Consider the following 14,264-nt stretch of genomic DNA (forward strand, 5'->3'; position numbering starts at 1 on the left):
CCCATAAGGATGAAAAATAGCCTGGTGCTGGACAAGCTCAGGGCAGGTGAAAATGTAAATTGTTTCAAAATTAACCTCGCGGATGCCCGCGTGGTGGAAATCGCAGCCATCGCTGGGTTCGACTGTCTGTGGGTGGATCAAGAGCACATCGGTCAGGATTGGTCCATTTTGGTTTCTCAAATATGGGCTGCCAAATCCCAGAACAAAGACATCATGGTCAGGGTGGCCCGTGGTAGTTACAGTGATTATGTAAAGCCACTCGAACTGGATGCGACAGGCATCATTGTTCCACATATTATGGGGACAGAAGATGCCCGGAAGGTCATTCACATGACCCGCTTTCGCCCGCTTGGTATGCGGGCCATAGACGGTGGCAATGCCGATGGCGCTTATACGGCCATGGATTTTCAGGCTTATTTGAAAGAGGCCAATGAGAAGAGGTTTATAATTTTTCAGATTGAAGATCCGGAACCTTTGGAGGAATTGGAGCAGATCGCCATGTTGGAAGGCTTTGATATGTTGTTTTTCGGCCCTGGAGATTTTAGCCAGGCCATAGGGGCACCGGGAGAATGGGATCATCCAAGAATCAAGGAAGCAAGGAGGTATGTCGCGGAAATTGCCCGTAAGTATGGGAAATTTGCAGGCACTACGGGTGGTGTGGCCCAAGTAGAAAATTATCAGAAGTTGGGCTATCAGTTTATAAGCATCGGGGCCGATGTGGTGGGCCTAACGCAATACTGCAAAGAGCTTATTGCTGGCTACAACAAAACCTCCATTGAGAAGGAAGGCAATTTTTATTACAAAAAGCCATGATAAAAAGACCCTTGGGCAATACCGATATAGAGGTTTCTGAAATCGCTTTTGGCGGGGTGGAAATAGGAATGCCTTACGGCATCGGTATTGGTTCGGAAAAAGACATGATCCAGGAAAAAGAGGCCATTAGGTTGCTCCATATGGCTCTGGACAGCGGGATCAACTTTTTTGACACGGCACGGATGTATGGGCAAAGTGAAGCCATTATGGGAAAGGCTTTTTATTCCCGCAGGGAGGAAATAATTATCTGCTCCAAATGCAGGCATTTTAGGGATAGTCAGGGAGGCTTGCCTTCATCTACAGTCATAGAAAGAATGATTGCCGAATCCTTGGAAGAAAGTTTGGAAGCCTTAAACACGGATTACATTGACCTTTATATGCTCCACCAGGCGGATAAGGAGATACTTCAGCACGAAGATATTGTAAAGGTTTTCGAAAGACTGAAGAAAGCGGGGGTGGTGAGAGCCATAGGCGTTTCCACGTATACTTTGGAAGAAACGGATACGGCCATCGAAAGCGGCGTTTGGGAAGTGATCCAGTTGCCTTTTAACCTGATGGATCAAAGGCAGTCTGCCATGTTTTCTAAGGCCCGTCAGAAAGGGGTGGGAGTGGTAATACGTTCCGTGTTACTCAAAGGATTGCTGAGCGATAGAGGCAAGAACCTTGCGGACCCACTAAGCGAAATAGAATGTCACATTCAGGAGTACAATGAACTTTTGAACCGGCATGCGTGCGACCTGCCTTCCCTGGCCATCAAGTTTGCCCTGTCTTTTGAGGAAGTGTCAGCGGTTTTGGTTGGAATCGATAAAGAAAAGTATCTCAGGCAGGCCTTGATGGCTGCTGACGGCCATTATCTGGATGAGAGCAGTTTAATGTCTGCCAGGAATCTTGGCTTTCCGAAGCCTGAATTCATCGACTTGCCCTATTGGAATAAAATGGGGTGGCTAACATAAAACTTTGATATGATAAAAATCGGTATCATCGGTATGAGTCCGGGCAATGCCCACCCCTATTCCTGGTCAGCCATTATTAACGGTGTTTTCGACGCTGAAGAGATAATTTCCGTGGGATATCCTGCGGTGGCGGATTATCTGAAGGCTCATCAGGATACTTTGGGTATTTCCCAGGCAAAGGTTACCCATGTATGGTGTCAGGAAACGGCCGTCGCTGAGAGCATCGCCAAAACCACCAAAATACCCCATGTGGTGGCCTCCATGGAGGATATGATATCGGAAGTGGACGCGGTGATCCTGGCCCGTGATGATCCGGAAAACCATGTAGCCATGGCCAAACCATTCCTGGAAGCAAATGTGCCATTGTTTATTGACAAACCCTTGGCATTCACCAGGGAGGATTTGGAGTACTTTGACAGACAACAGCGTGAGGGAAAGTTTCTCATGTCCTGTTCCTCCATGCGCTATGCTTCCGAATGCCGTACGGTGAAAACTGGACTCAGATCCCTTGGGAAGGTACAGCTGGTTACCGCAGTAGGAAAAAAGGACTGGAAAAAATACGGCGTGCATTTGTTGGAAGCCCTTTTTACCACATTGGATGATCCTGCCCCCATTTGGGTGCAGCATGTAGGAGAAAAGGACCAGGATATCGTGTTGATTGGGTTTGAGAATGGCATTAAAGCCACGGTCCATTTGTTTCAGGACATTTATGGCACTTTTCAGCTTTCATTTTTTGGTTCAGAGGGATGGAAGATGGCCGATGTCAGGAATTTTTATGGGATGTTCCGCGAAAACCTGATCGAATTTGTACGTTCAGTGGAAGAAGGAGCTCCCAGACTGGATTTTGCAAAAACCCGGGCAATTATCCAGACGGTGATAGGGGCATGGGAAAGTTATGAAAATGATGGAAAAGTGATTTCATTGAAATGATATGCACGTAAAGGATTTGTTGAGTTTAAAAGGAAAAGTCATTGTGGTGACCGGCGGCTCCGGGCTTTATGGAAAATGCCTGGTAGAGGGACTGGCTGAAGCAGATGGGACCGTCATCACCACTTCACGGAATCTTGCTTCTGCCGAGAAAACTGCCTCGGAGTTTGGTTCCAAAGGTTTGCAAGTGCATCCCATGGTTCTGGACCAGGGCTTTACTGATTCTGTGGAGAATTTCAGAAAAGAATTATGGGAAAGATTTGGACGCCTGGATGCCTTCGTGAACAACGCTGTCTCCCGGCCCATGAAAGGTTATCGGGCCCCTATCGCTGCGTTTGAGGAGTCCATGAGGGTCAATGCGACCGGCATGGTGGATCTGTTAAGGGAAATGACCGATTTGATCATCAAAACCGGTGGAGGATCCGTGATAAATATCAGTTCAATGATGGGGATGAAAGGACCCGACCTTTCCAATTATGAGGGCACGGATATGGGTGATTTGCCGCCGGATTATTTTTTCCACAATGCAGGTCTTATCAACCTGACCCGCTACATGGCCAAAATGCACGCGGGCAAAAACATCCGGTTTAACTGTATCAGTCCTGGCGGGCTTTTTAATCATCAGCCCCAGGCTTTTCTGGATAACTATTGTAGGAAAGTACCATTAAGGCGGATGGCCAATCCGGATGACATCAAGGGACTTGCGGTCCTTCTGGCCTCCGATGCGGGTGCCTATATCAATGGGGAAAACATCTTGATGGACGGAGGTCTCAATGCCTGAAAGCGCTACAAAAAATATCGGGATTGATCCTGAAAATGAATGGGGGGAGGCTTTTTCCCTTAAAGGAAAACTCATATGGGTGATCGGGGGAGCGGGGTATCTGGGAAGGGCTGTGGTGAGGTTTTTGGTCCAGGCAGGTGCCAGGGTCGTCTGTGCGGATATGGGTGATAAGGCTTTTGACTTTCTCCAGAATAAAAAATGGGAGATGGCCATACCTGCCACGGTGGACATTTCTTTGGAATATAAGTTGAACCAATTCATCGAAGAGCAGACCCGCAAACTGGGTTCTCCAGACGGTGTGGTAAACCTGGCTTATGCATCCACCGCCAAGCGTCTGGAGGAACTGACCGGAGCTGATTTCGACAAGGTAAACCAAGCCGGTCTCACTGCGGGGTTTTTATTGGGCAGGGAGTCGGCGAAACTCATGGCAGCCAACGGAGGGGGCAGCTTGGTAATGTTTTCAAGCATGTATGGTATGGTAAGCCCAGATCCAAAAATTTATGAACATCCGATGAATCCAAATCCAATTGAATATGGGGTGGGAAAAGCCGGAATCATTCAGATGACCAGGTATTTTGCCATGCATTTTGGGCTGAAAAAAGTGCGCTGTAACAGCATTTCTCCCGGCCCGTTTCCTAACCCTTCGGTAAAAGAGCAACATCCGGATTTTGTGGAAAGGTTGGGAAAAAAGACCGTGTTGGGGAGAGTTGGGGAGGTCAAGGAAATTGCCGGGGCAGTCTGTTTCTTGCTCTCACCTGCATCATCCTATATCACCGGGCATAACCTGGTGGTGGATGGGGGCTGGACATGTTGGTAAAATGATCGTAGTTTTAAAGATTTGAGTATGAAGAAAATCGTTCACCCAAAAAGAGATGCCGCATTCGTTACCGGCGCCTATTCCGATGCCATCTTGGTAGATGGGTTTTTATTTGTAAGTGGACAGGCATCCGTGGATTTCGGGACATCGGAGTTTAAACGCGGCACTATAGAGGAAGAAACCAGACGGACACTTGATAATATCAAAGCCATCATTGAAGCTGCGGGAGGCACCATGGACAACGTGGTCAAATGTACTGTCCACCTGGCCGATATCAATGAATTTGACCGCTATAATAAAGTGTATGCAGACTATTTCACTGGCATAAAACCTGCCCGGATCACTGTACAATCCGTGCTGGCTGAAGGACTTAAGGTAGAAATTGACTGCATTGCTAAAATCCCCTCCTGAAGGTAAAGTTATGCGCAAAAGACTGATCATAGATGCCCATTTGGATCTGGCCATGAATGCCATAGAGTGGAACCGGGATTTGAAAATGGAATTAAGCCGGATTCGTCAAATGGAAATGCACATGAAGGATAAGCCGGACAGAGGCAGGGGTACGGTCTGTTTGCCTGAACTCCGGAAGGGAAAAATAGGCATTGTGGTCGCGACCCAGTTGGCCCGGTATTCTCCGCCTGATTCTGCCTTGGCCGGGTGGAACTCTCCCCAACAGGCTTGGGCCATGACCCAGGCCCAACTGGCCTGGTACCGGGAAATGGAATCATTGGGTGAGATGAAACAAATTGTAAGCCGTACAGGGCTGGAAGAAATGGTAAACCTGTGGGAAGATGATACAATTCCTGACAGTGAAAAGCCCATCGGGTACCTGTTGAGTTTGGAAGGGGCGGATTCTTTGGTAGATGTGTCTTATTTGGGGAAAGCTTATGGATACGGCGTGAGGGCGTTGGGATTGTCCCATTTTGGGCCGGGTAGGTATGCTCCTGGGACAAAAACGGAAGGACCGATTACTTCCCAGGGCAGGGAGTTGTTGGCTGAAATGGGCCACTTGAACATGATTCTGGATGTGACCCATCTTACTGATCAAGGCATTGAAGAAGCCATGGATATTTATCAAGGCCCTGTCTGGGCAAGCCACCACAATGTCAGAAAACTGGTTCCCCACCAACGGCAGTTAACCGATGAGCAGATAAGCAAACTGATAAAGAGAGGTGCTGTGATAGGGGGTATGCTGGATTGTTGGGCCATGGACATCCGGTTCATTGATGCTATATCCGATCCTTGGCAGTTGGACATCAAACTGGAGAAACTGGTGGATCACTGGGACCATATTTGTCAGATTGCCGGGAATTCACGGCATGTGGCCATAGGAAGTGACCTGGACGGAATTTTTGGAACGGAGCAGTCCCCTTGGGACATGAATTCCATCGCCGATCTTCAAAAATTCGAAAATCTTTTGAAAGACCGCGGCTATAATGATGAAGATATTGATAATATATTTCACGCGAACTGGCTGCGCTTTCTTAGAAACGCCCTGCCGGCATGAAACCGTAAGGAATGATTAACAGCATATGAACCATCAGGATAAACTCTGGGCAGGTGCCGCAAAGGTGGACATCACCCCGCCATTGGGCACCATTATCAATGGAGACTTTGTTGTCCATTATGCCCAATACGTCCATGATCCATTGTACGCCAAAGCCTTGCTTTTTAGAGATGGGAAGTTGACTTTGGCCATTGTGGTGGTGGATATCTGTGTGATGGGACAGGAGCTGTTGGATGAAGCAAAGGCTTTGGTGGCCCAAAAACACAGCATACCCCCTTCTCAAATTTTGATCAGCAGTACCCATACCCATGCGGCAGGTGCTGTGGAAGAGGTCCATTTGGTGCAGGCAGACTTGGCGTATAGAAAAAAAATACCCGGTTATATATTGAACACAGTGACGCAGGCTTTCAAAAATCTGGAGCCCGCAAAGGTGGCCTTTGGCAAAGTAGAGGCTCCGGAACATGTGCTTTGCCGTCGGTATATAATGGCAGAAAGCTATCAACCCTTTAACCCTGTCACGGGCCAGGCCGATCAGGTAAAAACCAACCCCTTTGGTGCGGAATCCCAAATCCTTCGTCCTGTAACCAATCCTGATCCGGAATTGTGCTTTTTAGCCGTCCAAAGTGTAAAAGGGAGGTGGATCAGTGTATTGGGCAATTATTCCCTGCATTACGTGGGAGATTGGGAAAACGGCACGCTTTCCGCTGATTACTTTGGTGTTTTCAGTGAATCGATGAAAAAAAAGTTAGGTGCAGGGGAAGAGTTTGTGGGAATGATGAGCAATGGTACCAGCGGGGATGTAAATGTATGGGATTTCATCAACAAGGACAGGTACCCCAAGGATCATTTTGCCAAAAGCCAACTTATCGGTGAGGCATTGGCCGAAAAGGTGGTGTCTCAAATCCGGCATTTGCAATGGGATTCTTCCCTCGAATTGTCGGCTTCGTTAAAAATCATCGAAGTTTCCCGGAGAATGCCCACACAAGAAGCACTTCAAGCCGCAGGAACCGTGGTTTCCACAGGCGGGTATGAAAGGCTTGTTCCCGATGAGGAAGGCCTGAAAAAGCTTTATGCCAGGGAACAGCTTCTTTTACGTGATTATCCATTCAAGGCTACCTGTCCATTGCAGGTATTGGGCATAGGAAAGGCCAGGATTGGCGGCTTGCCAGGGGAATTTTTTGCGGAAACAGGGATGCGGTTAAAAGAAAATTCCACGGATGACCCTTATTTCACCATCAGCCTGGCCAATGGCAATGTGGGATATGTGCCGCCTGCACATGAGCTGGAAAGCGGGGGGTATGAAACCTGGCGTTGCCGGATAAGCAACCTAGAGACCGATGCAGAAGCGATTATCAGAAAAACTTTGTCGGATATGATCAAAAAAAGCAAAAACCATTAATTTTGGAAAAACGCAAAGGGTGAATACGGATATTTGGAAACAAGGGCTTACAAACAGGGTTCCTGACAAGGCACTGCCTTATTGTTGTTCATTATGGGAAGAAGAGCCCTTCCATTTGGCCGTCACCCGGTCCAGAAGCAGTAAATTGGGGGATTTTAGGTACAGGGCGGACCTGGCTGTTCAGAAAATCACCATCAATCATGACCTGAATATTTACCAGTTTTTGATTACCTATATCCACGAGGTGGCCCATCACAGGGTATTCAGTAAATATGGGTCGGCCAAAAAGCCCCACGGGCAGGAATGGAAGAAGACCTTCCGGCAACTGATGATGCCTGTACTCAACGACAGTGTATTTCCCAGGGATATTCTGATCCCGTTAAGGTTACACATGGCCAATCCCAAGGCCAGTACCGGAGCGGATTATTTTTTGATGAAGGAGTTGAAGAAATACGATTCCAAAGAGACAATCGATGGTGCTGCCTTATTGGGAGATCTGAAGATAGGAAGCAGGTTTGAACTCAGAAGGAGGGTTTTTGAAAAGCTGGAAACCCGCAGGACCAGGGTGCTGTGCAAGGAGCTTTCCAGCGGGAAAAGGTACCTTATTTCCAGCCATGCGGAAGTCGTGGCAGGGTGAGGGGTACAACCTCTATTAACCCCAGGTGGAACCCAGGAGACCAGGGAAGCTGCCAGAACCCAATCCTTGCAAGGGTCGAACGCGGTAAGCAGCCGCTAGGGAGTTGGCACCATGAAGAAATAACACAAAATGGCGCAATTAAAAGTAAAACTTTTTCCTGTCTTATTTTTAATTTATCTAACCTCAAAATCAATCCTGAATACTTTAATCTTCTAAAATAAATTCCTGAAATTCAGCAGTAAAAGTCAACTCAGCATAATAATTACTTCTTTTTAAAGGTTCGTTTATAATTTGGTCAACTCTCCAACCGTTTGGTACTTTTTTCCCTATTCCATCACCTGACCATGGGATTTTCAAAAGGAAGGTTTCATTTGCGGGAATTGGGTGTCCATGAATAAAATTAGTTTGGGCGATAATTTCCAAGGGTGAACCAACTAAGGCAAGTTCGGTTTCCAAAGTTTGATAGACCCGAATAAGATTTGAGTCATTTGGAGTAATAAATAAGAGGGAATGGTTTTCTCCGGAGTTATTTTCTATTTCGACCTCGAAGAATATATTCTCATCTTCCTGAAAAGTTGTCGTTGCTTCTCCTTGTGTATTTAATAGTCGAAATTCTACGTCAAAGGGTGTTACTGGGGAGTCGTTTTCCAAACAAGAGAATGCCAGTAAAAGCAACATAGGTGTCAAAACAACAAATCGTCTTCTCATAGCTTTCTGAATATGGGTTTTTATAAAGACGTGAAAATAAACCCGTTCGCTACACTAACTTAATAAATAATCCCGAAACTAAAAATAATTTACTAAAAAATATCAAAACGCATCTACATAAGTGACAGAACATTTATCATGAAAGACCTCATATCGGGCAAGGTTTTATTTTATTGATTTCTTTCTCCTTTTGACTTTTCTCCTCTTCCAGATCATGATCATCCTGAAGACCCAACCAAAACTTTGCACTTGTCCCGAAAAATTTGGAAAAACGCAGCGCGGTATCGGCGGTAATTCTGCGATTACCTTTGATTATTTCGGAAATGCGTGTTTGGGGGATAAAAGTTTCCTTAGCCAAACGGTAGGCAGAAATCCCCATGGGGGTTAAAAATTCCTCTAAGAGGATTTCTCCCGGGTGAATGTTTTTAAGCTTTTCCATACCTGTTCAATTAATGGTAATCTATTATTTGAATGTCGTAAGCATCGTCATTAATCCATTGAAAGATGATCCGCCATTGATTGTTGATGCGGATACTGTAATAACCTTGAAGATTTCCTTTCAGTTTTTCCAGTCTGTTTGCAGGAGGAATTCTAAGATCACCAACATCCTGAGCATTATTGATCATTCTTAGTTTTCGACGCGCAACATCCTGAATTTCGTTTGGCAACTTTTTTGACCGAATTCCATTCCAGATCTTTTCGGATGCGCTATCGCCAAAAGTTTTTATCATTAATGCCGAGCTCCGTTACTAACGTTAAAAGTAAGTATTTGTTTTTTGTTGGGCAAGTTTTAGGAGAAGGTTTATGTAGCGTAACGGCGGGTCAGACTAGGAAAGTAACGGATTTTGGAACACGTCCTTGCCAAGTGCGATCATGGCGACCTTGCGTACAAGAGGAGTTTGCTTTCCCGGTTGGTCCGGGATTACATCCTTGCAGTGACGGTACAAGGCTTTCGCCGGTTGGAAAAAACGCTATTTCCGCCTTGCAGATTTCAGGCGTTAAAAAATTTAAGAAGCGGAGGCAAGGGCACAGGCATGTCTGAGGAGGTTTTTTGGCGGTAGGCCCAGCCAATTTGACTGCGATCCTTTCCAAAAAACCGACGAGTTTGCCTGTGTGCGGGCGGCCTTAAATTTTAGCCGGAAAGATGCACACCTGTGCGCCGCGGCGTAGCGGCGGGGTTTTTGGGTTACTTTTTTGACCTGCAGCAAAAAAGTAACAAATGAAAAATGCAGGAACCAAGTACTCCATTCCTTGATGAGCGTGTATAAAAAGAGCCTGCTTTTCCGGTCTGACCGGGAGAAATACTTTGGATAAGAGCAGTACCGGATCGTCCGGTTTAAATTACCAAACCCAAGTCATCTACATTCCCAGCCCAAAGGAATGCAACCTACAATAATTCCAGGGTGGAACCCTGGAGACCAGGGAAGCTGACAGGGACCCCCACTCTACAAGGGTTGAATGCGGTAAGCAGCCACTGGTGGACAACCAGTTCCTTCATCTCGAGGAAGAAGCGATCTTTTCGGGGATTTGGCTTTTGGCACTCACCCCCAGCTCCCGGAGCTTTTCCGCCTGGGACACAAGGTTGCCTTTCCCGGTTTTCAGCTGTTTCAAAGCCGTGTCATAGCTTTCCTGGGACCTTTCCAGATGTTTTCCCACATCTTCCAAATTGCCAAGGAAGGCCACGAACTTATCGTACATTTTTCCTCCCCGGTCTGCAATCTGTAAAGCGTATTTGTTTTGGTCATCCCTGATCCAAAGGTCCTTGATCATTTTCAGGGCGGCTATGAGATTGCTGCTGCTGATCATCAACACCCGCTTTTTGTAGGCATATTCCCATATTTTTGAATCCGCTTGCAGAATGGCAATATACGCTGCCTCAAGCGGAATGAACATGATCACAAAATCCAGCACCTTGGAATAGGATTCGTAATTTTTTGAAGAGAGCTGGTCGATGTGCGTCCTTACCGCTTTGAGGTGGGAAGCAAGAAAAGTTTGTTGGTCCGTTTCCTCCGTGGCGATGCTGTACTTTTCATAGGCCAGCAAAGAAACTTTGGAGTCAATGATCACCTTTCTCTGGTCGGGATAATGGATAATGACATCGGGCTGCATCTTTTTGCCATCCATTCCCAAAAGGGGGTTCCCTGCTTCGTCTCTCAAAAATTCCTGGATGCTGTAATGCCTGTTTTTCTCCAGCCCGGAATTCTGAAGAATGGTTTCCAAAATGGCTTCCCCCCAGTTTCCCCGGATCTTGGCATTTCCCTTCAACGCCTGGGTAAGGTTTTTGGCTTCCTGGCTGATCTGCAGGTTCAGTTCGGCCAGTTCTTTCACTTTCCTCTCCAGGGAAAACCTTTCCTTCGATTCCCTGTCATAGGTTTCCTGTACCTGTTTTTTAAAAGCCTCCAGTTCCTTGCCCAAAGGCTGAAGGATTTTCCCGATATTCTCCTGATTCTGTAAGGAAAATTTCCGTGATTTTTCTTCCAGGATCCTGTTGGCAAGGACTTCAAATTCGTTTTGAAACCGCTTTCCCATTTTTTCCAGCTCCTGCTCTTGGAAAGAAAGCTTTTCTTCAAGGGAATTGATCCGGTGTCGCAGGGAATTGTTTTCCAGATCGGCTGTGTGTTTTTCCTTTTCCAGCAACTTTGTCTGTTCCGATAACCTTTCAATATCCCGATGCAGTTGGTCCTGGGAAGAAGCGAGCGTCCTGTTTTTTTCTTTTAGAATTTCATTTTCGGAAATCAGCGATTGGGCGGTTTCCCGGGTTTGGACAAGCCTTTGGTTTTCCAGATAGATGTTCCGGACCAGCCAGAAAAGCAGCAGGCAAACAAAAAATATCAGTATACCCATCCCTATTTCCATATCAAATTGTTGTATTAGGTCATGATCCTTCCGGCATCCTCTGTCTCACCGCCTCGTAGATAACGATACCCGTGGCCACCGACACATTCAGGCTTTCAATATTTCCCAACATAGGGATCTGAACATACCCGTCACATATTCCCATCAAGTCCGGTGAAATGCCGTCTTCTTCTGAACCCACGACGAGCACGGCGGGAGAGCTGAAATCCGCCTCATACATTTTTCTGTCCGTCTTTTCGGTCACTCCAATGGCCTGGAGCCCCATTTTTTTCAAATCCTTAAGGGTGTAATACAGGTTTTTGACCCGGCATACAGGGATATAGTTCAGGGCGCCGGCGGAGGTCTTTACGGCATCGGAATTGATCTGGGCGCTGCCCCTTTCCGGAATGACGATCGCGTGTACCCCTGCCACCTCGGCCGTTCTGGCAATGGCTCCGAAATTCCGCACGTCGGTGATCCTGTCCAGCATCAAAACCAGTGGGGAAACACCTTTGGTGTAGCAGGCGTCGATGACATTGTCCAGGGAAGCGTATGCGATGGCCGAAACATAGGCCACCACACCCTGGTGGTTTTTTCGGGTGATCCGGTTCAGTTTCCCTTCCGGCACCTTGGTGATGGGGATGCGTTTGGTTCTGGCCAGGTCAAGCAGCTCCGATAAAAGCTCACCCTTCAGTTCTTTGTTGACAAGTATTTTATCTACCTCTTTTTCTGCATTCAGCGCTTCCATGACGGACCTGATGCCGAAAATAAAATCCTTTTGGTTTTCCTTTTTGTCGATCAGAAAGCCATCCTTCCGTTTCTCCATGCTGTTATGGTTTTGAACCACTCGGGCTGATAGGCCCTGGACCGGTTTAGTTTGTAATAGTTAGGTGTGAGCATATTTTTTACCCGGGCAAAGGTAAAGGTAATTTTTGAATTTGAGTCCTGGGGAAGGTAAATCCAAGTCTCTTTATCCACGTTAAAATAGACTTCTTGAGGCGGTCCCATGATCGTGTAGACCATCCCCCTGTCGGTGGCCCATCCCTCCTTGAAATCCGTAAAGAGGATATTGGCAAACTCGATCTGCCGGAAATATTCCTTAATCAGTTTTTTGGCGGTGTCTTCGCTTCTGGTCATTTTGATCCAATATTCATCCAAAGCCCGTTTTTTGTTTTCTGCCTGTAAAAGCGCTTCATGCTCCTTTCTGGTAGAAATATAGGTGACCATCTGTATCATTTCTTCCCAGGTGGAGACCCTGGGGAACGTTTTTTCGGCGGTTTTCAATAAGATTCCTGTGTTGGAACCTGTGTCAGACTGTATGAAATAATATCCTTCTTTTTCAAATTGCCGCGGCGTATTGACCAGGAAAGAGCCCTCCTCTTCCACTTCGACTTCTTTGGCCACAGGTGCAGGTTTGGTCTCCATCGGGGGTAAAGGCAAAGGGAATTCCTCGGGGTAATAAAAGCTGAAAAGGTTAACCCCCTCCTGGCTTTTAAAGAGTAACGACTCCTCAATATTTAAAAAGGCCTGGTCAAATGGAATGTTGTTGCCATAGTAAGCCCCAAAGTTGGGGTGTTCGGGAACAAAAGGACTGATCAGGTCTATATGATAAACATATTCATCGCCTTGCCGGGTATCAGTGGCTCTGAAAATCACATAAGCTTCCTCTTCCTCAGCCGGAATTTCCACGGTTTCTTCAAAATAGAAATGGCTCTCGGTGTCCTTTTTTAAAAGATCTTTGTCCAAAGCCACGATCATATCATCCGTGATATTGTGGGTGAAACTGTTGACAATGGTGTATGAAAAAAGGTAGTCCTCAAATTGTGCATTTTCCTCGATTTTCTCGGCGACAAGCTGTAAATTGAAGACCCTTGGCGCGGTCTGAACCGGGATGGCTTTTAGAGAAATTCTTGAATACCTGGAATAGCGCAGGCTCTGGTTGAGGTTTTGAAGATTGGTTTGAGCACAGACTGACAATGTAAGTAAAAGCATGGCCAGACTTCCTGCGATTTTTTTCATATGGCATGTCTTTATTTTTTCCATAGCTGGTTTTAAAAATTAACCTTAATTTTGTTCAAAATAATAAAATTTTAAATGGCTACCTATACAACGGAAATTACTTCCGATAAGTTGATAAGTGATAATCCAATTCATCAACGCTTACTAAAGGCATACATTGCGGCAAAGCCATTGGTAAAGGGGGATTTGCTGGAAATAGGTTGCGGGGAGGGCCGGGGAGTGGAAACCCTGGCTCCTCTGGTAGACCATTACCAAGGCTTGGATAAAATTAAAGAAGTTATTGATCGGCTACGCAGGAAGTTCCCGGATTGCACATTCGAACAAGCCTTTATTCCCCCACTATCAGATATCCCTTCCGATAAATTTGATACGATAGTCAGTTTTCAGGTAATTGAGCATATACAAAACGACAGGTTGTTTTTGGAAGAGATCCACAGGGTGCTGAAACCTGGCGGGACCGCGCTGATTTCCACGCCAAATATCAGGTTTTCCTTAAGCAGAAATCCTTGGCATATCAGGGAATATACGCCTGAGCAGTTAAAACAACTTTGCAACGGAATATTCGCAAATGTGGAAGCAAAAGGGATCGGGGGAAATGAAAAGGTATGGGAGTATCATGAGGCCAACCGACAATCGGTTAACAAGATAACCCGATGGGATGTCCTTAACCTCCAATACCGCCTGCCAGCGGCTCTTTTAAGGATACCGTATGAAATCCTGAACCGATTCAACAGGAATAAACTGCACAAAGAGCAGGGTCATGCGGTGACAGCTATCCAGCACACAGACTATTTGCTTGTAGATGATCCTGACGAAGCTTTAGATCTTTTCTATATTTTGAAAAAAGACGGGAATTAATCCCCGTCGT

16 protein-coding genes are annotated in these 14,264 nt (G+C 46.3%); 10 read left to right on the top strand and 6 right to left on the bottom strand.

The window, feature by feature from the left end; translation table 11 throughout:
- The first annotated feature begins 9 nt into the window (after window positions 1-9).
- From ACFPFU_RS07365 to ACFPFU_RS07405, 9 genes are read left to right on the top strand one after another with little or no spacing between them, the layout of a single operon-like run.
- Window positions 10-813, top strand: a complete 804-nt coding sequence (locus tag ACFPFU_RS07365) for an HpcH/HpaI aldolase family protein (RefSeq protein ID WP_377063025.1) — start codon at window positions 10-12, stop codon at window positions 811-813.
- The gene (locus tag ACFPFU_RS07370; RefSeq protein ID WP_377063027.1) at window positions 810-1,766 is read left to right on the top strand and encodes an aldo/keto reductase; all 957 of its coding nucleotides are present in this window, start codon (window positions 810-812) and stop codon (window positions 1,764-1,766) included. The genes ACFPFU_RS07365 and ACFPFU_RS07370 overlap by 4 nt, the downstream gene beginning before the upstream one ends.
- Before the next feature lie 9 nt (window positions 1,767-1,775).
- Window positions 1,776-2,696: a Gfo/Idh/MocA family protein gene (locus tag ACFPFU_RS07375; protein ID WP_377063029.1), complete on the top strand. Its 921-nt coding sequence runs from the start codon at window positions 1,776-1,778 to the stop codon at window positions 2,694-2,696.
- Window position 2,697: 1 nt separating this feature from the next.
- Window positions 2,698-3,474, top strand: coding sequence for an SDR family oxidoreductase (locus ACFPFU_RS07380; RefSeq protein WP_377063031.1), 777 nt, complete (start codon window positions 2,698-2,700; stop codon window positions 3,472-3,474).
- The gene (locus ACFPFU_RS07385; protein WP_377063033.1) at window positions 3,467-4,291 is read left to right on the top strand and encodes an SDR family oxidoreductase; all 825 of its coding nucleotides are present in this window, start codon (window positions 3,467-3,469) and stop codon (window positions 4,289-4,291) included. The genes ACFPFU_RS07380 and ACFPFU_RS07385 overlap by 8 nt, the downstream gene beginning before the upstream one ends.
- A 27-nt stretch (window positions 4,292-4,318) precedes the next feature.
- Window positions 4,319-4,702 carry a RidA family protein gene (locus ACFPFU_RS07390; RefSeq protein WP_377063035.1) on the top strand — a complete coding sequence of 128 codons (384 nt, stop codon included), beginning with the start codon at window positions 4,319-4,321 and terminating at the stop codon, window positions 4,700-4,702.
- Between the two features lie 10 nt (window positions 4,703-4,712).
- Window positions 4,713-5,798 (top strand): dipeptidase, encoded by a 1,086-nt coding sequence (locus ACFPFU_RS07395; protein WP_377063037.1) that lies wholly within the window; start codon window positions 4,713-4,715, stop codon window positions 5,796-5,798.
- Window positions 5,799-5,823: 25 nt separating this feature from the next.
- The gene (locus ACFPFU_RS07400) at window positions 5,824-7,197 is read left to right on the top strand and encodes a hypothetical protein (protein WP_377063039.1); all 1,374 of its coding nucleotides are present in this window, start codon (window positions 5,824-5,826) and stop codon (window positions 7,195-7,197) included.
- A gap of 19 nt (window positions 7,198-7,216) precedes the next feature.
- Window positions 7,217-7,834, top strand: coding sequence for a SprT-like domain-containing protein (locus ACFPFU_RS07405; RefSeq protein WP_377063041.1), 618 nt, complete (start codon window positions 7,217-7,219; stop codon window positions 7,832-7,834).
- A gap of 204 nt (window positions 7,835-8,038) precedes the next feature.
- Here the strand turns inward: ACFPFU_RS07405 and ACFPFU_RS07410 are convergent, their stop codons facing one another.
- The 6 genes from ACFPFU_RS07410 to ACFPFU_RS07435 form a co-directional block, all read right to left on the bottom strand.
- Window positions 8,039-8,542 (bottom strand): hypothetical protein, encoded by a 504-nt coding sequence (locus ACFPFU_RS07410; protein WP_377063043.1) that lies wholly within the window; start codon window positions 8,540-8,542, stop codon window positions 8,039-8,041.
- A 148-nt stretch (window positions 8,543-8,690) separates the two neighbouring features.
- Window positions 8,691-8,981, bottom strand: coding sequence for a HigA family addiction module antitoxin (locus ACFPFU_RS07415; RefSeq protein ID WP_377063045.1), 291 nt, complete (start codon window positions 8,979-8,981; stop codon window positions 8,691-8,693).
- 10 nt (window positions 8,982-8,991) lie between these two features.
- Entirely contained in the window at window positions 8,992-9,273 is a 282-nt protein-coding gene (locus tag ACFPFU_RS07420; protein ID WP_377063047.1) for a type II toxin-antitoxin system RelE/ParE family toxin, read from the bottom strand.
- Window positions 9,274-10,036: 763 nt separating this feature from the next.
- Window positions 10,037-11,398: a DNA recombination protein RmuC gene (locus ACFPFU_RS07425; protein ID WP_377063049.1), complete on the bottom strand. Its 1,362-nt coding sequence runs from the start codon at window positions 11,396-11,398 to the stop codon at window positions 10,037-10,039.
- 19 nt (window positions 11,399-11,417) lie between these two features.
- A complete protein-coding gene (rlmB, locus tag ACFPFU_RS07430) occupies window positions 11,418-12,203 on the bottom strand; it encodes a 23S rRNA (guanosine(2251)-2'-O)-methyltransferase RlmB (protein WP_377063051.1) in 786 nt (261 codons plus the stop codon).
- Window positions 12,176-13,396: a GWxTD domain-containing protein gene (locus tag ACFPFU_RS07435; RefSeq protein WP_377063053.1), complete on the bottom strand. Its 1,221-nt coding sequence runs from the start codon at window positions 13,394-13,396 to the stop codon at window positions 12,176-12,178. The genes rlmB and ACFPFU_RS07435 overlap by 28 nt, the downstream gene beginning before the upstream one ends.
- 75 nt (window positions 13,397-13,471) lie before the next feature.
- Between ACFPFU_RS07435 and ACFPFU_RS07440 the strand changes: the two genes are divergently transcribed.
- Window positions 13,472-14,254 (top strand): class I SAM-dependent methyltransferase, encoded by a 783-nt coding sequence (locus ACFPFU_RS07440; RefSeq protein WP_377063055.1) that lies wholly within the window; start codon window positions 13,472-13,474, stop codon window positions 14,252-14,254.
- Window positions 14,255-14,264 lie beyond the last annotated feature (10 nt).

Origin of the sequence: Negadavirga shengliensis, from assembly GCF_042652345.1 — a bacterium.
GTDB lineage: Bacteria > Bacteroidota > Bacteroidia > Cytophagales > Cyclobacteriaceae > Negadavirga > Negadavirga shengliensis.